Below are 22214 nucleotides of genomic sequence, written 5' to 3'. Positions count from 1 at the left end.
TGACAGTCCTTTAAACGACAAAAAACCGACTGGCAATCAGTCGGTTTTTTCACTAACCTTAGGCAACGACACGGGTGTCTTCGCATTGGTAGTTAACCGTGCTTGTAACACCTGATCGTTGAACAAGGCTTCCTTGGTTGGATACAGGGGTAAGTGTAACTTTTGGTGGAGCTGCACCAGCCAAGGTTGGTCAAGTTTGCTGTCCAGCAGAAGTTGTTCGTCCAAGAAGACGGATTCCTTCTTACCAGATTTCACCACGGTCCCTTGTCGCAAGATATAGAAGTAATCGCAAACCTCATACATGAAGTCCATATCGTGGCTCGATAAAATGATCTTTTGACCGTTAGCAATCAACTGTTTGATCAACGCGACCATCCGGTGCTTGCCATCGGGATCAAGCCCGGCGGTCGGTTCATCTAACAGTAACCATTCGGAACGAAGAACCAAGATACCCGCAATGGCGACCCGTTTTTTCTGACCACCACTGAGGTACTGAATCGGCCGGTTTTTCAACTTGGTGATATCCAGTTCGGCTAACACTCGGTCCACCCGCTGGTCAATTTCGTCCTGCGGTACATTCAAGTTATGCAGCGCAAACGCAATGTCGTCTTTCACGATCGAGTAGAAAATCTGCTGGTCAGAATTTTGAAACACGATCCCGATTTTTTGACGCAATTTGTTGAGCGCCTTCTTGGTATAAGCAACTGGCTGATCGTCAACTAAGATTTCACCAGATGTGGGCTTCAGCATGCCGACCAAGTTGAGAAATAGCGTGGATTTCCCGGTGCCGTTGGGGCCGATAAAACCAATCACGTTGCCCTGATCACCCAACTTCAACGAGATATCCTTTAAAATAGGTTTATTTTCCTCATACCCAAAACTGAGGTGTTTGAGTTCAATCACAGTGCTCGCCGTCCTTTATTTAAATTCACCGGTATACAATTTGGCATCCAACGCGTGCACCATGGCTTCGTAGTTAATGATGACTTGTTCAAACAGCATTTTCGCTAAAATACCCGCTGAATGCAGGGACAGGCGAAACGTACTGTACCCTAACCGCAGCTTTTGGGCGCGGTAGATTTGTTCGAAGGCATCGATGAAGATAAAGATGAAGCGGTACATCAACATGGTTTCCTCAATCAACAACTTGGGTAAGTGGATGGCCTTAAGCGTGATGATGATTTGTTGGAATGGCGTGGTCAGTGCGAACCAATACGTGCAGATTACAGCAGCGAAGACTTGAAGTCCTAGCCGCAACCCCTTCGGTAACATGCTACTGAAACGCCAAAGTAATTGCCAAATAACCGAACGGGATAGTAAATTGCGTGCGGGTCTGACGACATCGTGAAGATGATCCCAATAATGCTCAGAAGGATAAAGGGGAGAATCGCGTAAAACCATTTAATGTACTGGTGAAACGACATCCGGGCAACGTACAAGGTCCAGCCCGCAACACCAATGATCAACGCGACTTTAATGAGCTGGATCGGTTGAAAGGCTAATACCATCCCAATCAACCACAAAAGCCCCTTTAATCGCGGCGACCAATCAATCAAACGATTCTGATAAGCGTATTTATCAATCGTTAACATGGTCGACACCTGATTTCAATTTTATTGACCTTGAATCGTAGTCTGTTCATCACTTGCTCGTTTCGCGCGTTCTTGTTCCTTCTTCTTACCATGCGCGTTCCCAAGGAAGTAACAGATGACCCCAGTACCAAAACTGCCTTGAACCGTAAAGAGCAAGCTTTCGATTTCACCCGAAGGTGGTGTCCAAAGCGGGTGTGCCCAAACTTTGTAACTTGGGTCGTTTTTCTTGATTTGCTCAGTCCCTTGATCATCACTCCCACCAAATGCACCGTTGCTAGCAACGATAAATGGCGCGATGACCAAGATCAGTACGAGAATCAACAGAATAATGTTTTGGCGAGTTCGGTTTTTCGGTTTAGTTGCTTTCATTGAAGCGCCGTCTCCTTCCATAGATTGTTACTGATAACTAAGTTGTAAACGATGACGGTCAAGAACCCTTCAGCAATTGCCAGTGGAATCTGCGTAACGGCGTAGATGCTGAGAAATTTGATAACCGCCCCGCCAACCCCGGTATTTGGATCGGGAAACACGACGGCTAACTGGAACGATGTCGTGACGTAGGTTGACCAGTCGGCTAACATCGCACACAAGAAGAGCGAAATACTACGACTAACTTTGAACGCCCGGCAAATTTTATAAACGGCAAAGCCAACAAATGGGCCAACGATCGTCATTGAAAAACAGTTGGCGCCTAACGTGGTTAATCCGCCGTGCGCCAACAACAGTGCTTGGAACAAGAGCACGATGACCCCTAACACGGCCATCACACCGGGACCAAACATCACGGTCCCAAGGCCAACCCCGGTTGGGTGAGACGATGAACCGGTGACGGAAGGCATCTTCAGTGATGACAACACGAAGACGAAGGCGCCGCACAAGGCCAACATGACCTTGGCATTTTGTTCCGTTGACCGGACGATTTTATGCATCCGGTATAACCCATAGATGAAGAACGGGGCACTTACCGCAAACCAGAAGATACACCACTTTGGCGGCAGCATTCCTTCCATAATATGCATGGCGTGTGCATCACGCGGGTAGAGAAAAAAGTAGGCTGCCGAAGCAAACAGTGCAATTGCGCTGGTTTTCGGCAAATAAGTTTTAATGAATTGCTTCATTACAGTGCGCTCCTTTAATAATTAATTTAGCTGATATAACACTTAAATCGAACTTCAATCGACTTAACCTAACCCTAACTTTGAATAATTGCTAAGATACCGGTACCTTTGAGGCCACAGGGCACGCAACTCACGGGCTTGTATACCAAGTCCTCGTTAGCTGAATGGGACTCCCTGTGGTGCAGATATAGGGGGATAATTTGGTTAAGTCACTTGAAATCAGATCCAGTGGTAGACAATGATTGGTAGCACCACCTCCTTTAATGAAATTAGTTTTAACTAAGTTGCGTTTGCGCGCCATCATCGACGGACCGCAGCGTTTTCTTAACGGTTTGAATCACGCTATCGTAACTTGGATTGACCAAAATCACATGGCGGAGTCCCAGTTTCTGACACTCATCCGCCACAACCTGTCCCATTGCGAAACACGGCATGTGCCGGAGCTCAGCGCGCATAAACTCGCCGCAGCTGAGATAGAGGTCCGCCACCGACTGTGAACTCGGGAACACCACACCGTGAAACTCTTTGAGGTTCAACGGTTGATCCACGGCCACACTTTCGTAAGTGGGTAAGTAGGTCACCTTCACGGGTACGTGGTAGGTTGCTAACCGCTCCTGTTCACCAATCAACACGATTGGCCGGCGCGGATCGATTCGTTGCGGATCATACAAGCCGTCCGCCATGAGGCCGAGGGTCTGTAGGCGGTATTTGACAATATGGTTCATCGCCAACAGCTTCCAGTTGCTTAATGCGCGGATGTCCAAGCCCTTTGTGTGGAGCTGTTGGAGGAAGAATGGCATCGCAGCGAAATCGGTGATCACCAGCGTGCACCCGTCGTCAAATCTGGTAACTGCACCGGCAATGGGTTCTTAATGCGTCGATCAAAGCAGTTCACCGATGCCCCTTCGTCCTGTAGCGCACTGAACAATTTGGACCCAGCCTTGTAGGGCACGAGTAAATGCAGCCCCTGCAATGGCGGTTTTGGTGTCAACCGTCCCATAAAGTTCACGACTTGCCCGACAACAATCAGCGCCGGTGCCGCTAACTTGCCTCGCTGTACAACATTAACGAGGTGGCCTAAATCAGACGCAATCGCCCGTTGGCGCCACTGGGTTGCCCACTGCACAACTGCGGCCGGCGTGGCTCGCGGCATACCGTTGATAATCAACTGTGTCGTCAGGGTTTCCAGATTTTCCATGCCCATCACAAACACCAACGTCCCTTCTTGATGGGCAATGTTTGCCCAGTCTAACGTTTGACCGTTCGCCCGCCGATGGCCGGTGATGACGTGAAAACTGGTTGCTTGATCCGATGTAATTGGAATCCCAGCCGCCGCCAAACCAGCAATTGCGCTGGTCAAGCCCGGCACAACTTCAAAGGCAACGTGTTGTGCCTTTAAATACTGCGCCTCTTCACCACCGCGACCAAACACGTTAGGATCCCCAGCCTTTAACCGAACGACTCGCTGCCCCTTCTTGGCAAGGTTGACCATTAATTCGTTGATCTCAGCTTGACTGATCTTATGCCGGTACGGCAACTGACCGACGTTGATCTTATCGGCAGTGTATGGCGACAGTAATGCTGGATCCACAAGGCGGTCGTAGATGATCACATCAGCCGCACTTAATCGCCGGTGGCCAAGCACCGTCAACCACTCCGCGTTACCGGGACCCGCACCAACTAACGATACTAATCCACTCATCTCAACTGACCTCCTTCTCTTTTTGAGTGCGCTTACAAGTTATCTTCTCTTCCAAAATACCCGATGCTTTCTCACCACACAATGGCTTGTGACAGGCCTAACAATTTTATTGAACCGATTTTTAAACCCGCGTAAATATGTTCTATCTTGACGCCGACTAGCACACTTTCTTCGGAAGAATTATTGTGTGAAGACCATAGAAACCCCAGATTTACCGGGAACTTATGAAACTCGACTATTAAAATTGATAGGATTGGAATGGTTGATTTGGCTATTTTTCATCTAATTAGCGTTTTTTTGCGTTAGGGTTGTTTGGTTTGGTAGTTTATTTCTTGGTGATTGGTAGAATTTTGTGGTGAAGATGAGAGATGGTGCTCTGCTGAGTTTAATTGCGGTTAATATTCTGTGCGTTGCTGTCCTCGAGCCTAAACGTGTTCCACAAAACAGAGAGCTGCACCTAAGGCGACTTGGTAAAACCGCCAAACCCGGGCGCTTTCACCCAAGTCGCCTTAGGCTCCGCTCTCTAACCATTTTGTTCCACACTCTCTCAACTACTTGACTCCATCCACCAAAAAGCCTACTATAATGAACGGCTTTATTGCTATCACCCGTTAATTTATCATTCCATTATTTCCAAGGAGGACACCGATTCATGTCCATCGCAATTATTACGGATAGTACTGCTTATTTAGATCCTGATACGATTCAACAAGCTTCAAACCTATTTGTCTTGCCCGTTCCCGTTTTATGGCAGGGACATACTTATGCCGATATGGTTGACCTTCAACCGGACACTTTCTTCGCACAACTGGCACAAACCGCCGAAGCACCAACCACTTCCATGCCTAGCATGGGTGAGATTGACCGGCTTCTTAGTCAGCTGACAGCACAAGGATTTGACGATGCCATCATCATTCCGATGTCCGCTGGTATTAGTTCATTTGCGAGTGTCCTTCATGAATTTGATGACCGCGACACGCCACACGTGCACCTCTTTGATACCAAGAGCACTGCCGGTGGCAACAATTTGTTAGTGCACCTGGCGCTGAGTTTGGCCGACCATGATTTTGACGCGCCGACCATCTTAACCGCATTGACCGAATTGCGTGACTCCATGACCATTGAGTTCGTTGTTCAAGACCTGCGACACCTACAGAAAACCGGCCGCATCAATGGTGCTGAACGCTTGCTGGCCAGCCTCTTTCACGTTTGTCCCGTACTTGAAATGGACACCCACGAAACTGGCGAAATTCGGCCAATGGCTAAGGAACGGACCGAAAAACGCGCGTTGGCTCACATTCAAACCGATATCGACACCACGTTAACCGATTCAGCGGCGCAAAAATACCCTTACCGTGCCGTCGTCTTTGATGGCAACTACGCTGAGGCGAAGGCTGACTGGCTCTCCCATCTAGAAGCCACCTTCCCCGCGATGACCTTTGATAGTAGTTTCATCGGTCCCGCAATCGGTTGTCACACCGGTTCTGGCGTTCTGGGCATTGCTTGGGCCTATGATTGGCAGGCAATGACAGCGCAATTGTTGGAACAGCGGACGTTGACTTCTGCTAAATAATGACACAAAAAACTAGCCTCGGATACTTTATCCGAAGCTAGTTTTTTATTTACTAATTGCTGCTACGATCAACGTTGTCAATAAGTCTAAATCAGCATCCTCATCAACTGGTAAATCCGGCGCTATTTTTTCCCGCTGCAAGAAGTAGGTGAATACCTGCCCAACAACTGTTCGAAACAGTGCTAACGGCGTTAGATCATCTCGTAACTCACCGGTTTGCTTAATTCGAACGACCAGACTCTGCATATACATCGGACTAGTTTCCGTCATAAAATCGCGTACCCGATTCCGAACCGTTTCACTGGTCAACATTTGGGTGAATGCAATCATCATCGCATCACTGTTTTGCTGAATAAACGCGTAACGGTCACGCACGAAAAAGCTAATGATATCGCGTAACGACCCGTTTTCCGGAACGGAGGAAAAGAAATCTTCCCGGTATCCCGGCAACAGATTGCTAATAATCGGTAATAGAATCGCATTTAACAAGTCCTGCTTCGTTTTAAAATACTTAAAAATCGTCGCCTGACTAATCCCAGCGTGCTCGGCAATCGCCATCGTTGACGTCCCATCATAACCCTGCTTTGAAAACAACGCTAAGGCAGACAACAACGCCGCCCGCTTGCCATTGGGCATCTTTTGTTCATTAAGCCAGTTTTGATAACTGGTAAATACTGGTGGTTGCACGCCTGTCACTCCTCGTTCAAATTGATTAGTCTTATTATCCGTTGTAATTTGAACGGCGTCAACGCTATCGCTGTGATTTTGCTGTCGTTTGTGTCTAGTGTAAGTGTTGAGTGCGATTTGGGTGCCGGCTGTTTGGCGTCGCTTCGCCCGCCAAAGCCGCATCGAAAAGCGCTCGTTCAGGCTACGAAATTCGGCGCCACTTAAACTGTTATTTTCAGGGTTCTTGAAGTTTCAGAAACTTGTCAACCACGCGCTTTCTGGCCACCACGCCGAATGGTGCTGCGCGAGACTGAGAGCTGCATGCAAGGCGAGTCCGGTAAACCCGCCAGGCCCGGGCGCCTTCACCGGACTCGCCTTGCACACTGCTCTCAACCCGTCTCGCTCCGCACACTTACACTGGACACAATCGACAGCAAAAAAACAGGCACCAACTCGTTCAAGTCAGCACCCGTTTTCAAAACTAGATTCAATTATTCAACAACCACGTAAGCCTTAATTGCTTCCCGCTTCGTCATTGCCTGATAAGCATCATCGATATCATCCAAGTCAAACGACTTCGTAAAGACCTTCCCAGGATGAATATCACCATCCAAAACGGCCTTCAACAAACTTTGCTTGTCGTAAGTCGTAACGGAAGCTGGTCCGCCGGCAATCGTAATGTTGTTGTAGAACGATGGGGTCATGTCCATCTTAGGTTCGTGTGGTAAGCCCACCCGACCAACGATAGCGCCTGGCCGACCAACCTTCATGGCAGTATCGTTAGATTGTTCCGTCCCGACACATTCTAAGACGGCATCCGCACCATCACCATTAGTCAGTTCGAGCACTTTAGCTACGGCTTCATCGCCCCGTTCAGCAACAATATCGGTGGCACCGAATTCGGTAGCCAATTGTTGCCGGTCTTCATGACGGCTCATCGCGATGATTCGCTTGGCGCCACGCATCTTAGCCGCAATCACACCACATAAGCCAACGGCACCGTCGCCCACGACAACAACCGTGTCGCCGGTGTGCACGTTCGCTACCCGAGCGGCGTGGTAACCGTTGCCATTACATCAGCCAAACTCAAGAGTGACTTCAGCATTTCTTCACTGTAATCACTTGGTTGGCCAGGAATCTTGATCAAGGCCCATTCACCGTGTTGGAAGCGAATGTACTCGCCCTGAACGCCGTTACTAAAGTTATCTTGGTGACTTTGGCAATCGCCATCAAAGCCAGCGCGGCAAGCTGCACAGTGGCCACAACCGTGAGTAAATGGTGCGATCACAAAGTCGCCAGGAACGACCGTGGTGATATCTGATCCAACTGATTCAACGATTCCGATAGCTTCGTGCCCGGTGTTTTCCGAATGGTCCGCCTTATCCTCTAAGCCGCGGTAAGCCCACAGGTCTGACCCACAGACGCAGGTCCGGACCACGTGAATAATCACGTCATCTGGCGCTTGAACCGTTGGCTTTTCAACGTCTTCAATCGCAACTTTCCCAGCCGTTTCAAAAATTGTTTTCTTCATTAAATTCCACTCCTTTTTAGCTCATTCAACATCAGTATAAACGTTTGAGTCCACTCCAAGTCAACCCTATTTTTGCGTTGGCGTTAACACGATTTTTTGACGGTGAACCGTTCCATCGGCTAACGCTTGATGGGCCCAGGCGGCATCCACAAAGGATTTTAACAACACCGTGTCTTCCAGCAACTTACCTTCAGCAAAACAAGTATTCAACTGTGCAGCGGCGGTTGCCAATTCTTCCTGTGTCGCGTGGCTGATCACAAATCCATTTAGCCGTTGGCGACTCGTATAGAACTGCCGCACCGCAAACTGAAACTGGTTGTCCGCCGGTGCCGTAATCAACGTCACATCTCCAGCTTCAGCCAGCAACGCCAAATTATCCTGTAACGCAACCTGTCCGGAGGTATCGACCACGTGATCGACTAGTTCTGCGACACCATCCGCTAAATCAGCGTGGTAGTCCAAGCACTGATCACTGCCCAACTGCCGTAGCTGGGCAAAATCTCGCGGTGCTGAGGTTGTGATCACGTGTAATCCCATTACTTTACCAAGGGCCACAAACTTCCGACCAACGTGCCCCGCTGCCCCTTCGACCAACAACGTCTCGCCAGTCCGTGCATGCATTTCAGCATTTAAAACGATACTAGCTGTTGCCGCGGAATGCACGGCCGCGACTAATTGAATCGGGTCAACGCCCGCAGGTACCGGATAAAGCCGCTCAACCGGTACCGCAACTTGGTCACTGGTAACGCCGGGACGACCATCATAGCCCATCGAATTCGTCCAAACTTGCTGGCCAACCGTAAACTGCGTCACCGCCGAACCACACTGCAAAACCGTACCAACCATATCCCGGCCCACCACGTGCGGGTCAGCTAACGCCGTTTTAAAGCCACCGCTTCGAACAAATGTATCCACATGATTAACCGCCACCGCTAACACCTGGACCAAAACGTCATTCGGTCCCACGGTAGGTTCAGGAATCGTTGCCAGCCGAATCACCTCAGGTCCGCCCAAGGTGGGAAAAATTGCTGCCTGCATCGCTAGTCATCTCCTATTAATTATCGTTAATCTTAGTGTAACACTTTACCCCTTCGCAACTACCGACCACCGTTACCCTTTCTTAACTTCCACTTAAGTTCCCGTTAAGCTCCAGCGATTATAGTATGGTTATTGAATCAGCCAAGGCTGATATCCCTGAACTGAAATCGGAGGTTCCGCTTATGATTACGACAAATACCATTAAAACCTACAACTTAACTGCCATGTCACTCCCCTTCGTCCTCACCCTCGTGTTGGACCCCAAACAAGCCGACGCCATGCCTAATCCCGGTGCAGTCGTTGACCAAGTTGGTGCCTTCCTAAAACAAGTCGATCAGGACTTCTCGGCGTTTAAACCCACTTCTCTCGTCAGTCGTTTTCAACGGGGTGAACTCGCAGAAGGTGAGTACACCGAACAGTTTAAGGAAGTCCTCGACCTTGCCACTAAAGCCGAAGAAACCACTGATGGCGCATTTGATCCATACTATAGTGGTAAATACGATCCGACCGGGATGGTCAAAGGCTGGGCAATCGAGCAGGCCTTCAACGCCTACCTCGCACCACTTATTCGTCACCAACGCGTCACCGCCGCCGTACTCAACGGCGCCGGCGACATGCGATTTGGCGTCATGGATGGTTCCGACTTTATCTGGAACATCGGCATCGGCGACCCCAACGATAGCGAGCGTATGATCTATCAACTCGACATTCAAAACGGTGCCGTGGCCACTTCTGGCATTGGGCCCCAAGGCAACCACATCAGCCTTAAGGGCTTTGACGCAACTTTAGAGCAGGCTACCATCATTTCGGATAACTTGATTGAAGCCGACGTTCTTGCCTTAGCAGCAGTCGCAATGGGTAAAGAGGCGTTTCTTGCTTTTTCGGAGACTCATGAGGCAAACGGATTGTTGGTGGATCAGAATATGACCGAAATTGAACTATAATCTCAATAATGACCTTAGTCTCAAGCGTGATTAATCGCGTTTGAGGGCTTTTTTGTTGTAGTTAGTTGCTATCGTCTGTGTCCAGCGTAAGCATTGGGTGGATTTTGGGTGAAGGCTGTTTGTCGTCGCTTCGCTTGCCAAAGCCGCATGAAAACCAGCGCTTTCTGGCCACCACGCCGAATGGTGCTGCGCGAGACTGAGAGCTGCATGTAAGGCGAGTCCGGTAAACCCGCCAGGCCCGGGCGCCTTCACCGGACTCGCCTTACACACTGCTCTCAACCCGTCTCGCTCCGCACACTAATTTACTTATCAACCGATAATCGCCTTACTGTTATAAGTCGCGCCCGACATGTGTATAATAAGGCTAAGAAACCCTAATTTAACCTCATTTAACAATGAGTATCTCGAATTCAAAAAAACAACAAAAAAATGAACCCCCGCTCGCCCCGAATTCACGGTATGCTTACATTAACGTAAGCGTTCGTTATTCGTCGCTCAGCGGACAACTACACTTATGTTATTTGTAAGGAGAATCGCGATGTACTTTGACTTCTTATTAAACAAGAATGACCGAATCTGTCTTGCCATGTTACGTCAATTTTCGCAGCTATCAGTTCCAACGATCGACCGGCAAACACTGCTGACGGACTATGACATTACTAATTTCCACCTTAATAAATACTTTGAATCAATCAACGAAGACTTAGCTGCCGTTTCTGACGATCAACCCTGTTATCTTGATGAAGCCGTTAAAGGGGTTTTTCATGCTCATCATTTGACCACTTACATCGTCCAGAAAGTGACGCTGATGTATCTAAAACGGGCAACTGGTTATCCAGTGTTTGAGTTCCAATTCTTCTACGACCAGATTCAGACGGCGGCCGATTACAGGGACGCCCACTTCATTACGAAGCCGGTATTTTTCCGGTACGCCAAACAACTGAAACAGGCCTATGAAGATGAAGGGTTTTACGATATCGCTGGCGTGGCGCAGAGCGAAGAGTTCGTGATTCGCTTACGACTTTTCCAACTCTACTACACCACCTTTTCTGGTATCAAAGCCCCCTTTCCCGAACTTGATGACTCAGTCCAGCGCTTGATGGATGCGTGCGTCCCCTTCTTTAGTGAGTCTCTCTCACCCACTCAGGAAGTTAAGCTCAGCACGCTCCTCAAGATCTGGTTGCTTCGGTTACGCAACCAAGCGACGATTCAAGCCGTTGAGTTAGCCGATAACCTTCGTGACGAAACCTACCACGCACTCTTCAAGCAACTTCAAACCGTTCTGCCCTCAGACATCGCGCTGTCCGAGGCTGAACAAGATTACGTGTACAGTTTCTTGCTCACCCAGGGCTTTATCGAACTTAACGACGCCACAATCACCGCCGCGTTCCCACTGGCTGCCAAGATTACCCAACAATTCGTTGACTTTATTAAGGACCAACACTTCATGGAAGACACGGTGCCGCTCAATCACCTTGATTTGACTGGCCAACTGTTACGGGTCAACCTGCAATTCACCACGTTTTACGTGGAACCAACGACCTTTATCAGTCCGAACCAGATTGATTTTTTCCGGGAGCTCTACCCGATTTTCGATCTGTTGATTCGCGATTTCATTAAGCAGTTGCGGCAAACTTCTGCTTTTCGTTTCAGTCCTCAGATGGTGGTGAACCTGTACTTTAGCTACATGTTTGCCATGATCAATACCATCCCTACCGAGGCGATGAAGGATCGCATCTATGTCTGCGTTGACTTCTCGGAAGGCGTGCTTTATGCAAACTACGTCATCCGTTCCCTAGAAGGTTTCAATCACGCCCACATTGTGGTTCAACATCAACTCACTGAAGCCACTGACATCTACATCTCCGATTTCCACGCACCAAAAGTATCACAGCCACAAGTCATTTGGTTAGATCCCCCCACCCCACAAGATTGGTCGGATCTAGCGGACCTGATTCTTGCTCAGAAGCAGGCGCGGCTTACAACTCTCTTTCCGGGACATGACTGGTCGGAATCGTAAAGGAGGTTTCCGTTATGCAAGTTAAACCTAGTCAAGTGATCAGCGGTATCGGGGCGACGCTCAGCCTCCTACTCCTGAATAACTTAATCAAAACGCCTCAAGTACAAGCTGACCCAGTGCCATCAACGACAACTGTGACGTCAACGCAAGTGTCAGATGCTGATCCATTTACCTTGGATGCATTAACAGACTCACTGCAACGTGACACCACGGTTTCATTGACCAACAGCAACGACCACATTCACGCCTATTTAACTCACGCAAAACAACTTAGCAATCATCAACTTGTGATCAGTCAGCGTAGTCAGTACATTGGGTTAGTTGATACTAGCGATGACTTTAGCTTCGTTAAGTTTTGGCTTAGCGAAACGGCTAACGGGACTTCTTATTACCACGACAAAGTTCGTCACGTGACGATCGACGGTAAATCCTATGCTGCCATCATCATCCCGAACCATATCCTACTGGAAGCTCACCGCCGTTACATGCAAGACGGTAACCCCGCCTACATTAACGTCAACCACCATATGACTGAGTTAACCGGCTTTGACGCCCTCAGCTTGCCGTTCGTTGCAGAACCACTCCAGATCGTTCTGCCAACGATTAATACTCAGGCTGATCGTCAAAGCGCGTTAACTCACCTTGTCGGCCAAACCGTTAACTTAGTTGATTCCGATCAACGGGTTTTCGGCACCTACCAACTCAAAGCTTCTGACATCGTGTTGACTCACGATGACACGAAGGCCGGGACTTACTCGTATCGACTCTCCGATACCGGTTTGACCCACGTTCAAGCCGTTTTGGCACAGCTCAACCAAATTACGGCAACGCATAACGGGATGTACTACAGTCTCGATACCAACGTTACTGGTCACGTTACCCTAACACCTAATCCCACAACGACTGATTCGTCGCACGGCAACGGTGGCACCACAACGGGTAGCAGCTCCGAGTCAACGACTAGTGAATCCGGATCATCATCAACGGCAACTAACGCCAACACCAACAGTGGCGCTGATACCGGTTCCGAATCGACTACCTCCAATAGTCATTCCGAAACCACCACATCAACTTCTGCCAGTGAGTCGACCACGACCTCGTCAGCCAACGAGACGACCGGTAGCAGCTCCTCGAATCGCTCCAATTCGGGAAGCGATACTGCAACGACTAGTGCCACCCACGTGACCACTAGTTCAGAAACAACCCCGAGTGTGAGTTCCTCAACCCACACAACGGCTAGTGAGCCGTTACCCGTTGTGTCTCAATTGATCAACACAACCTTTCCAACGCTCACAACTGGCACACTCCCTGTCACTCCTGATTTAGTCACCACGCTAACGACGTCGTTTCGCTCAACGACGTCTAATCCGGTCGCCCGGCCCGCTCAGCCGACGACTCCCAAAGCAGTGACTACCTCTGGATCGACAACTACCCAGTCAACAACGTCGTCTGACCGTCAAACGCCAGTCACGGTCTCTACAGCTACCCCACGAACCGGCCTCGCTACCGTGCTTTACATTAACGCGGAAACTGGTCGGCCGATTGCAAGTGAAGCCTTTACCGGTACCATCGGGGAGGACATCCCCTTTGACACGTACCAGTACATGGCTAATCTTCAGCAACAAGGGTACTACGTGACCAGTAATGGCACGAACGGCGACGCTCAGTTCCAATCGACACCTGGGGTCTACAAAGTCCTCATGCGTCAACAGGCACAATCTGCTAATCCAGTTGGGACAACTGCTCAGTCCCAACAAACACCCCGTTCTCAAACAACTGTGACGGAAACCACGCCTCATCAGTCCGGTGCTACACCAGCGCCAGCAACCACGACGCACCATCGGACTCGGCTCAAGGCCAAGAAACTAGAACGCGTTGCATCGCAACCCGCCGTCATGGATGACACGGATGCGATTTTAAGTAGTGCTGCTGGCACACTCAGTGACGATAGCCTGATTCATTCCCAATTGGGCGCGTTCTTTGTCAGCATTTCCGGCAAAATCAACTTTGGTTATCCCGTAAGTTGACCCGCCGAACGTAAAATACTTATCCAATCTGGATCGAAAAAACCACGTGGCAGCGATCAATTGGGCGTGAACTTCCACCTAATTTTGCGCAAACACGTGTTTTTTCATTGTCTAACTAAGTTGAGAGGTGAATCAGAACGATGTACACATTCTACGGCCAGCCAAAGTTCGCTTTGGCTGATTCAAAAACCGCCATCGGTTACGAATTATTCATCCGTGAATATCAAGGTGATCGGTGGACCTTACCAGATAACTTTGACACGATCACATCTGCGACGATTGAAACGCTACTCAACAAAACGGTTCAAAAGCTACCGACCACGACGACCCTATTGTCCTTTAACCTAGAACAAAATCAGTTTGTGGATCCCGAGTTTGCAGCAATGGTCGCACGGATTCAAGCAACGACCAGTATCAACATCTACACCGAGTTGACCGAACGCAAGAATCCTAATGTAACCGATGAGCAATTGTTCGAAGCTGCAGAACGGTTCGAACGGCTTGGCCTACTCGTCTGCATTGATGATGTTGGGACGGCGTACAACACCCCAAGCCTAGTGGGGAAGCTTGACGAATACGTAGACGAGTACAAATTCGCGCTCCAAAACCTTCGCCCCTTCAAAACGATCCAAGCGGTTGTGCCACAAATTAAGTATTGGTACGCGCAGGCTAGCAAGTTATGTAAGACGCTGGTAATTGAAGGAATTGAATCTAAGGAAGAACTTGAATTTTTACAACAGTACTTTCCCTGTGATATTGTGCAGGGGTACTACTTGGGCAAACCAAGTCTTCTAGAAATCTAACGGTTGGGTTATCCACTAACTTAACGGCAAGTTGACCACCCGACCTCAGTATACAAAAACGTTTATCACCGACTAACCTCAGTGATAAACCGTTTTTTAATTTTTGTAATCTATTGGTGATCATTCAGCCTGCCGCTGTAAGGTTTTACCTCGTAATGTAATGGCGTTACGCCCGTTATGCTTAGAGGTATACAAGAATTTATCAGCCCGTTTAAACGCATCCAAAGCCGTTTTGTCGTTCGACTGCACCCGCTCCTCACCCATCGAAACGGTGCAGGAAAACGGCGCGCCTTGGTCGAACTGAAACGTTAACTGACTCACACTATCTTGAATGTGGCGCGAAATGCGCTCGGCTTCGCTTGAATCTTCGGCAATCGCCTGCAAAATAATCGTAAACTCCTCGCCACCGGTTCGATAAAGACTTGCTTCATAAGGGAGTTTAGCAACCACGTCCTCAATACACGCAGCGATTTGCTTCAAAACCGTGTTCCCCATTAAATGACCATAGGTATCATTGATATGCTTAAAGTGATCAACGTCCATCGCATAGATCGCATAACGTTTACCAGATTGCCGAAACTGGATGAACCGCGCTTCGAGGTCACTGCTAAACATGCGAAAATTACGTAATCCCGTCAAACTATCGTACTTCGCTTCGTGTTCAAAGAGCATTGACGTTGCCGTCATCTTGCTTAATCCACGACTATACTCATAACTCACAACCGATAGAATTAACATTGCGACCAGTTGTCGAACCCAAGATTCAACATCTTGTCCTGGTAACGTTAACGCAGCAATTCTTAAAACAAGCGCCGTAACAGTCACAAACGCCACGGCATTGACCCATCGCAATTCAAATATCTGTTTCGCAAATTGATGAATCCCAATTTCGACCAGTACTAGCACCAAGAATAACCCGAACGCCACCGCATTAAACGTACTCATCGCGCTCGATAGCCATAGCGTGGTTAAAACTAGTGTTGTTCCTAATTGCCACTTAGAGCGAACTTGCATCGTTAACCCGTACAACGCAATAATTTCCAGGTTCATGTACGACCAGTGCATCCCCACAAACTCCTTGGATAGAAAGAAGTTTGACCAAGATTCACCGAACAAAAAGAGCATGACAATAATCCCAAACATAATTTGACAAGCTGTTCGGTGTTTTAAAATAAATTCATTTTTAGACTGTTCCTTGATCCAGATAAATACGGAGATCAAGCCCAACAACACGATGATATTCGTCACCACGGTGGACACGTAGGAAACCGCCACTAATTGAAAACTCATAGATTAATGTTCCTTTGCTTATGAAATTGAGCACTTACTCACAACGTTTAGCATACCATATAACCGATGGTAAGATAACCTAATCTTTCCAAACACTTCACGTCCCAGTGTATAATTAAGGATAAATGCTTCAAGGAGGTTCCCATCTTGTCACACTTTTCTCGTCGTAAATTACTGGGCTTTCTCGGTGCGCTTTTAATCGTCGTTTTAGCGCTGTGGGGCTGGCAAACTTACTCTCGCCATCATCAGCTAAGCGCCTTTAAGCAACAACATCCCGCCGAAAGCAGCATCGTGATTGGTACCGCCCGCATCACGCCATTTAAAAATCAAATTACAGTGCCCAAATCCGCAACTGGCAGCCAACCGGTTCATTTTCAATTGGCACTAACAACGCCTCGAAATTCTGCTAGCCACCGGGTTGCCGCCCTGACTTTTCAGACAACCAATGCCAAAGCGCAGTTGCAGTATCGCTACAAAGCTCAAACCGTTCATATTAGTGTTCGCCAGGGTGCGGCTCAGTTGACGAATGCCTATGATTTGAATAGTAGTGGCAGTAAGTTATTGCTGACGCATCAACAGTTTAACGGTGCGCCCTCCGCTCGGGTGAAGACGCAGTTGCGAACTGAGGCTAAGCGGTATGAGAGTCACCTGAATTGGATTACTCGGAATGTGTTGTCGTTTGAGAATCTGCGGTTGTTGGCGGAGCGTGTTTCGGGGAAGTAGTGTTTGTTGGTGTGCGTGGCGTTAAAAAACAGGTGATGGGTTGGCATCATCTGTTTTTGAGGTTTTAAGTTTGCTATGTGCGGTTTTAGATTGTGGTATTTCTTTGTTGATATCGATGAACTGCTTTTCTGTCCTCGAGCCGAAACCTACTCCACAAGGCAGAGCGCTATGTGTAAGGTGACTTCAGTAAAACCGCCCAAAAACCGGGCGCTTTCACTGAAGTCACCTTACACGCCGCTCTCTAATCGCCTTGTTCCGCACTCTAAATCTTTTGTTCCACATCCCCAATTTCCACTTTCAGCACCTTACGCACCCACGGGAACTTGGCCTTCATGGCGTCGAATTCGGCACCGTCTTCGATGAAGCTGCCCTTGCCGTGAATGTGGAAACCGGCGCCTGGACCTTGGGTGCCTTCAACTTCTTTAGTGCCTAACGTTAACGTCACGGTGTTATCCGCTTCAAAGTCGTGTTCGATACTGCGCATGCCGGCTGCGGGGGCCAACAAGTAGCCGTCCTTGACCGTTAAGTAGGACATCCAAGTGTTCACGATGCTAGCTGGTGCTGCGTTGATCGTTACGATTGTCACAACACCTTCATGTTTGAGTACTTCTTCAAATTTTTCGTTCATCTAAAAATGCCTTCTTTCCAATGTTTGTACCAAACGAACATCAGTACCCTTTCAGTATATCAAATATAGCAATATAAAACGATTAAAAAACAGACTATTTTATATTATAATTTTATATAAATTGAGGTGACCTACTTTGAAAATGATTATCGCGCCCGCTAAGAAAATGGTGATCGATACTGACACGTTTGCGGTGTCGAGCCAACCGCAGTATTTAGCTGAAACACAACAAATTTTAGACGTCTTACGCCAGTTTGATTATGAGGCGGCCAAGACCCTTTGGCACTGCAGCGACAAGCTTGCACGCCCCAACTACCAATGGTTGCAGCAAATGGCACTTAACGACCATCAAACGCCAGCGCTTCTCAGCTATACCGGCATCCAGTACCAGTACATGGCCCCCGACCTCTTCACGGCGCCAGCCCTCGACTACGTTCAGGACAACTTGCGCATTCTCTCCGGCTTTTACGGGATCCTCCGTCCCTTCGATGGCGTGGTTCCTTACCGGCTCGAAATGCAGTCGGTACTATCCGTCAACGGCACACCAAACCTATACGCCTTCTGGGGTGATCGCCTTTACCAGTCGCTAAACTTCAACGAAGGTCCCGTACTCAACCTTGCGTCACAGGAGTATGCTAAGGCAATTCGGCCGTATTTAAAACCAGGTGAACGCTTAGTCGACGTTGTTTTCGGCAGTCTCGTTGATGGTAAATTAAAAACTAAGGCCACTCTCGCCAAAATGGCGCGTGGTGAAATGGTCCGCTTCATGGCGGAACATCAAGTCAATGACGTTGCCGAGGTGACTCAGTTTGATCATCCCGACTACCGGTTCGATGAAGCGACCTCAACCGAGAATCACTTAGTCTTTATTCACAACTGATCACACACAAATAAACGACATCACGACTTCCGAAGCTTACGGAATCCTGATGTCGTTTATTATATGAACCGCAAACCAAGGCCACCCAGAATCGTAAGCATCCGCAACTAATTGAATTTAGCGTTGTTCATGCTTCTCAGCAACCGGATCAAACAGCTTCACCGGTCGGCCAATGTAATAGCCTTGAATAATATCACAGGGATAGTACTGTTGCACAAAGTCTAATTCGGCAGCCGTTTCGACCCCTTCAATCGCCAACACTTTATGGTGTGATGCGGCTAGCTCATACCAGTATTTTAGCGCCGGCTCAACCGCTTTGATGTCGTTAAATGGCCGCAAGTTTTGCAGGGCAAACTTGTACTCGTCAACGTAATCATCTAATTGCATCACCAGATTGGTTTGATTATCACCAGTCCCAACATCATCAACGCAAACCAGCAACCCGAGATGTTTAAAATACTGACTGGCGCAAATCAGTTGGTCTGCCGTGACCGTTGGACTATTCCGTTCCGTTAATTCGGTAAACAACCGAATCGACGTCTGTGCTTGAACGCGCGCAACCATCTCCGCATACTGTGGATCAATAAACTGCGTCTGTTCAAGATTAAACGACAAGAGCGTCGTTTCTGCTGGTAAAATTTGTAACGATCTTAATAGTAGCGATTCCAACGTCGTCGCTGAAATGGCTTCAAAATCCTCTGGGAGGATCCAATGGCCGTCACGATACTCACGAATAAACAGTTCGTACCCGATTGCCAGCTCCTGCCCCTCAGTCATCGAAAACTTTGACTGTCCAAAAAAAGTGAACACCGCACTTCACCCCTTAACGGCTCACTACGAATGAGTTTTGTTAGATTTCACCAATTCTACACTAAAATTATACTTTTTATCGTAACCGGTTACAACCGTCATTTTATGACTAGTCGCCGTTATTTAACCGAATTATTGTATAAACGTCCTCGTATATGCCTTTTTGTAGCAAAATTTATGCATAATCAATCGATTTTAATTTCACTGTCTCTTTACAGTTATCATTTCACACCCGAACGATTAGGCTATTCATTCAAATTTCGTTTGTATTTAAGTAATCTATTATCATCATCATTTATATTAGCTTCATAATGTTTGGCGTATCGTTAATTAACTATCATAATATAATACTCGCAACACTTTCACGGTTTTTCAGTAATATACAATCGCTTGATTCCTCAAATAACAAAAAAGTAAAGGCCCCGCTGGATTCCGAATCGAAATCCGCAGGGCCTTCACTTTTTGCGTCCTTTAACACTTAGTTGTCATCAAATGATATTACTTCTCATCCTTCCGACGCCGTTTGCCAGCTAAACCCAAGGCTGCTAATAAGCTAGCTAACCCAAGGCCAATCAAACCACTCGTTTGCGTTTGATCATCGCTAGTTTGTGGAAGCGTTGCTTGACCATCGGCATCAGTCGTAGCGTTCGCATCCGATTGTGATTGTAACTCATCGGTTGCGGTTGCAGTGGCGTTGGCCTTAGTCGTTACTCCGGTTGACCGTCCAGTTGATGTGCTATCAACCGTATCAGCTTCAACCGTGTTGTTCAACGTGGCTTCACTGTCGTTACCTTGACCCGTTGTCTTAACAGTTTGACCACTCTTGGTTGCTGAAGTGGTCTTGCCTGACTTAACGGTCGTATCGTTAGCTTGGTCGGTCGTAGTTGCATTTGGCGTGGTACCCGTTGTCGCGTTTGCATCACCATCAGTTGTTGCATCGTCAGGCGCTGCCGGTACCGTGGCAACCGGAATAGCAACTGTTCCTTGCGTCGTATTGCCGTTAGCGTCCGTTACCATCACGGCTAACTTAGAAGCGCTCATGCTTACTGGTAAGTTCGTAAACGTGAATTTACCATCCGTCCCGGCGGTTACCGTGTGACTCGTGCCATTGCCATCGGTGATTGTCACCGTAGCACCCGGCGTGGTCGTCCCAGTCACCGTGGCAGTGCCGTTGTAGTTAGTCCCATCAGGCAACGTCAGTGCTGGCGCTGCAGGAACCGTCACCTTAACTTCACTGTGGTTGCCAGCAGCATCCGTAACCGCCACCGTCAACTCGCCACCATCGGTAGAAACAACCACGTTTGGTAGTGTAAATGCACCGGCATCGTCGGCGACAACCGTGTGGACGTTACCGTTAGCATCCGTTACCGTGACAGTTGCGCCAGGAGTGGTCGTTCCGCTGATCGTCGTAGCGCCGTTGGTATTTACCGCTGGACTCGTTGTGATTGTTGGAACACCAGCTACCGTAACTTCAGTTGCAGCGCTGTTACCATCCTTATCGGTCGTCGTAATCGTCAGCTTACCGCCATCTGTACCCGTTGGCACATCAACCGTGTAGTTGCCGTTGTCGTCAACTGTGGCTGGATACTGGTTGCCGGCTTCATCGGTAACAACCACTGTGTTACCCGGTGTCGTTGTCCCGCTGATTGTCGTCGTGCCATCCGTATTCTTGGCTGGATCAGTGGTTAAGGTTGGCGTGCCGGCAACATCGACTTCGGTACTCTTACTGTTACCATCCGTATCGGTCGTCTTGACCGTTAACTTACCACCATCGGCATCCACTGGGACATCGACCGTGTAGTTGCCGTTATCGTCAACTGTGGCTGGGTATTCCTTGCCGGCTTCATCAGTGATGACAACCGTGTTACCTGGGGTGGTTGTCCCACCAATCGTTGCCGTACCGTTGTCGTTCGTTACTGGGTTAGTGGTCAAGGCAGGGGTCCCGGCGACATCTACTTCGGTACTCTTACTGTTACCATCCGTGTCAGTCGTCTTGACCGTTAACTTACCACCATCGGCATCTACTGGAACGTCGACCGTGTAGTTACCGTTATCGTCAACTGTTGCTGGATATTCCTTGCCGGCTTCATCAGTCACAACAACTGTGTTGCCAGGCTCTGTCTTGCCCGTTACCGTCGTTGTGCCATCGATGTTCTTGGCTGGGTTCGTCGTTAACGCTGGCGTACCCGCGACATCTACTTCGGTACTCTTACTGTTACCATCCGTGTCAGTCGTTTTGACCGTCAACTTGCCACCATCGGCATCTACTGGGACATCGACCGTATAGTTACCGTTATCGTCAACCGTGGCTGGGTATTCCTTGCCGGCTTCATCAGTTACAACTACTGTGTTACCTGGTTTTGTCGTACCCGTTACCGTTGTCGTGCCATCAATGTTCTTGGCTGGGTCAGTCGTTAATGCTGGCGTACCCGCAACATCTACTTCGGTACTCTTGATGTTACCGTCCGTGTCAGTCGTCTTGACCGTCAACTTGCCACCATCGGCATCCACTGGGACATCGACCGTGTAGTTACCGTTATCGTCAACCGTGGCTGGGTATTCCTTGCCGGCTTCATCAGTTACAACTACTGTGTTACCTGGTTTTGTCGTACCCGTTACCGTTGTCGTGCCATCAATGTTCTTGGCTGGGTCAGCCGTTAATGCTGGCGTACCCGCAACATCTACTTCGGTACTCTTGCTGTTACCGTCCGTGTCAGTCGTCTTGACCGTCAACTTGCCACCATCGGCATCCACTGGGACATCGACCGTGTAGTTACCGTTATCGTCAACTTCGGCTGGGTATTCCTTGCCAGATTCGTCAGTGACTACCACTGTGTTGCCTGGCTCTGTCGTACCCGTTACCGTCGTT

General features: G+C 48.6%; 20 protein-coding genes and 1 pseudogene. 7 read left to right on the top strand and 14 right to left on the bottom strand.

Annotation, left to right across the window (positions count from 1 at the left end):
* Positions 1-36: 36 nt before the first annotated feature.
* From JCM2765_RS11240 to cobA, 7 genes are all read right to left on the bottom strand, one after another.
* A complete protein-coding gene (locus JCM2765_RS11240; protein ID WP_054736838.1) occupies positions 37-903 on the bottom strand; it encodes an energy-coupling factor ABC transporter ATP-binding protein in 867 nt (288 codons plus the stop codon).
* Positions 904-918: 15 nt separating this feature from the next.
* Entirely contained in the window at positions 919-1272 is a 354-nt protein-coding gene (locus JCM2765_RS18290; RefSeq protein ID WP_225352081.1) for a CbiQ family ECF transporter T component, read from the bottom strand.
* Positions 1248-1592, bottom strand: a complete 345-nt coding sequence (locus JCM2765_RS18285; RefSeq protein WP_225352080.1) for an energy-coupling factor transporter transmembrane component T family protein — start codon at positions 1590-1592, stop codon at positions 1248-1250. Before JCM2765_RS18285 ends, JCM2765_RS18290 begins: the two co-directional genes overlap by 25 nt.
* A 21-nt stretch (positions 1593-1613) precedes the next feature.
* Positions 1614-1961, bottom strand: a complete 348-nt coding sequence (locus JCM2765_RS11230) for an energy-coupling factor ABC transporter substrate-binding protein (RefSeq protein ID WP_054736837.1) — start codon at positions 1959-1961, stop codon at positions 1614-1616.
* Positions 1958-2710 (bottom strand): energy-coupling factor ABC transporter permease, encoded by a 753-nt coding sequence (locus tag JCM2765_RS11225; RefSeq protein WP_082405103.1) that lies wholly within the window; start codon positions 2708-2710, stop codon positions 1958-1960. Before JCM2765_RS11225 ends, JCM2765_RS11230 begins: the two co-directional genes overlap by 4 nt.
* Positions 2711-2985: 275 nt before the next feature.
* The gene (locus JCM2765_RS18280) at positions 2986-3531 is read right to left on the bottom strand and encodes a uroporphyrinogen-III synthase (RefSeq protein WP_054736836.1); all 546 of its coding nucleotides are present in this window, start codon (positions 3529-3531) and stop codon (positions 2986-2988) included.
* The gene (gene cobA / locus JCM2765_RS18275) at positions 3528-4412 is read right to left on the bottom strand and encodes a uroporphyrinogen-III C-methyltransferase (RefSeq protein WP_054736834.1); all 885 of its coding nucleotides are present in this window, start codon (positions 4410-4412) and stop codon (positions 3528-3530) included. Before cobA ends, JCM2765_RS18280 begins: the two co-directional genes overlap by 4 nt.
* Positions 4413-5064: 652 nt before the next feature.
* Here cobA and JCM2765_RS11210 point away from each other — a divergent pair.
* Positions 5065-5985 (top strand): DegV family protein, encoded by a 921-nt coding sequence (locus tag JCM2765_RS11210; protein ID WP_054736832.1) that lies wholly within the window; start codon positions 5065-5067, stop codon positions 5983-5985.
* 45 nt (positions 5986-6030) lie between these two features.
* On the opposite strand, the gene JCM2765_RS11205 is transcribed toward JCM2765_RS11210, so the two are convergent.
* The 3 genes and pseudogenes from JCM2765_RS11205 to JCM2765_RS11195 form a co-directional block, all read right to left on the bottom strand.
* The gene (locus JCM2765_RS11205) at positions 6031-6834 is read right to left on the bottom strand and encodes a TetR/AcrR family transcriptional regulator (RefSeq protein ID WP_054736830.1); all 804 of its coding nucleotides are present in this window, start codon (positions 6832-6834) and stop codon (positions 6031-6033) included.
* Between the two features lie 308 nt (positions 6835-7142).
* A pseudogene (locus JCM2765_RS11200) lies at positions 7143-8182 on the bottom strand (zinc-binding dehydrogenase).
* A gap of 66 nt (positions 8183-8248) precedes the next feature.
* The gene (locus tag JCM2765_RS11195) at positions 8249-9220 is read right to left on the bottom strand and encodes a quinone oxidoreductase family protein (RefSeq protein ID WP_054736829.1); all 972 of its coding nucleotides are present in this window, start codon (positions 9218-9220) and stop codon (positions 8249-8251) included.
* 182 nt (positions 9221-9402) lie between these two features.
* Between JCM2765_RS11195 and JCM2765_RS11190 the strand changes: the two genes are divergently transcribed.
* From JCM2765_RS11190 to JCM2765_RS11175, 4 genes are all read left to right on the top strand, one after another.
* Positions 9403-10164 carry an FAD:protein FMN transferase gene (locus JCM2765_RS11190; RefSeq protein ID WP_054736826.1) on the top strand — a complete coding sequence of 254 codons (762 nt, stop codon included), beginning with the start codon at positions 9403-9405 and terminating at the stop codon, positions 10162-10164.
* Positions 10165-10702: 538 nt separating this feature from the next.
* On the top strand, positions 10703-12184 hold the full coding sequence (locus JCM2765_RS11185; protein WP_054736824.1) for a hypothetical protein: 1482 nt from the start codon (positions 10703-10705) through the stop codon (positions 12182-12184).
* Positions 12185-12198: 14 nt separating this feature from the next.
* A complete protein-coding gene (locus tag JCM2765_RS11180; RefSeq protein ID WP_054736823.1) occupies positions 12199-14211 on the top strand; it encodes a mucin-binding protein in 2013 nt (670 codons plus the stop codon).
* A gap of 140 nt (positions 14212-14351) precedes the next feature.
* Positions 14352-15014: an EAL domain-containing protein gene (locus tag JCM2765_RS11175; protein ID WP_054736821.1), complete on the top strand. Its 663-nt coding sequence runs from the start codon at positions 14352-14354 to the stop codon at positions 15012-15014.
* Positions 15015-15134: 120 nt separating this feature from the next.
* On the opposite strand, the gene JCM2765_RS11170 is transcribed toward JCM2765_RS11175, so the two are convergent.
* Complete coding sequence (locus JCM2765_RS11170) at positions 15135-16304, bottom strand: GGDEF domain-containing protein (protein WP_054736819.1); 1170 nt, start codon at positions 16302-16304, stop codon at positions 15135-15137.
* A gap of 147 nt (positions 16305-16451) precedes the next feature.
* Here JCM2765_RS11170 and JCM2765_RS11165 point away from each other — a divergent pair, with 147 nt between their 5' ends.
* Positions 16452-17027 carry a hypothetical protein gene (locus JCM2765_RS11165; RefSeq protein ID WP_054736817.1) on the top strand — a complete coding sequence of 192 codons (576 nt, stop codon included), beginning with the start codon at positions 16452-16454 and terminating at the stop codon, positions 17025-17027.
* A gap of 262 nt (positions 17028-17289) precedes the next feature.
* Here JCM2765_RS11165 and JCM2765_RS11160 read toward each other — a convergent pair whose 3' ends face one another.
* On the bottom strand, positions 17290-17655 hold the full coding sequence (locus JCM2765_RS11160) for a pyridoxamine 5'-phosphate oxidase family protein (RefSeq protein ID WP_054736815.1): 366 nt from the start codon (positions 17653-17655) through the stop codon (positions 17290-17292).
* A 136-nt stretch (positions 17656-17791) separates the two neighbouring features.
* Between JCM2765_RS11160 and yaaA the strand changes: the two genes are divergently transcribed.
* Positions 17792-18535 carry a peroxide stress protein YaaA gene (gene yaaA, locus JCM2765_RS11155; RefSeq protein WP_054736813.1) on the top strand — a complete coding sequence of 248 codons (744 nt, stop codon included), beginning with the start codon at positions 17792-17794 and terminating at the stop codon, positions 18533-18535.
* A 117-nt stretch (positions 18536-18652) separates the two neighbouring features.
* Here the strand turns inward: yaaA and JCM2765_RS11150 are convergent, their stop codons facing one another.
* Together JCM2765_RS11150 and JCM2765_RS11145 are read right to left on the bottom strand one after the other, a co-directional pair.
* A complete protein-coding gene (locus tag JCM2765_RS11150; RefSeq protein WP_054736811.1) occupies positions 18653-19345 on the bottom strand; it encodes an EAL domain-containing protein in 693 nt (230 codons plus the stop codon).
* Between the two features lie 498 nt (positions 19346-19843).
* The coding region (locus JCM2765_RS11145; protein ID WP_156301776.1) for an Ig-like domain-containing protein at positions 19844-22214 on the bottom strand (2371 nt) is incomplete at its 5' end.

Source organism: Secundilactobacillus similis DSM 23365 = JCM 2765 (genome assembly GCF_001311075.1).
GTDB lineage: Bacteria > Bacillota > Bacilli > Lactobacillales > Lactobacillaceae > Secundilactobacillus > Secundilactobacillus similis.
Note: the sequence above shows the minus strand (reverse complement) of the source record. Positions and strands in the feature narration are given on the sequence as shown.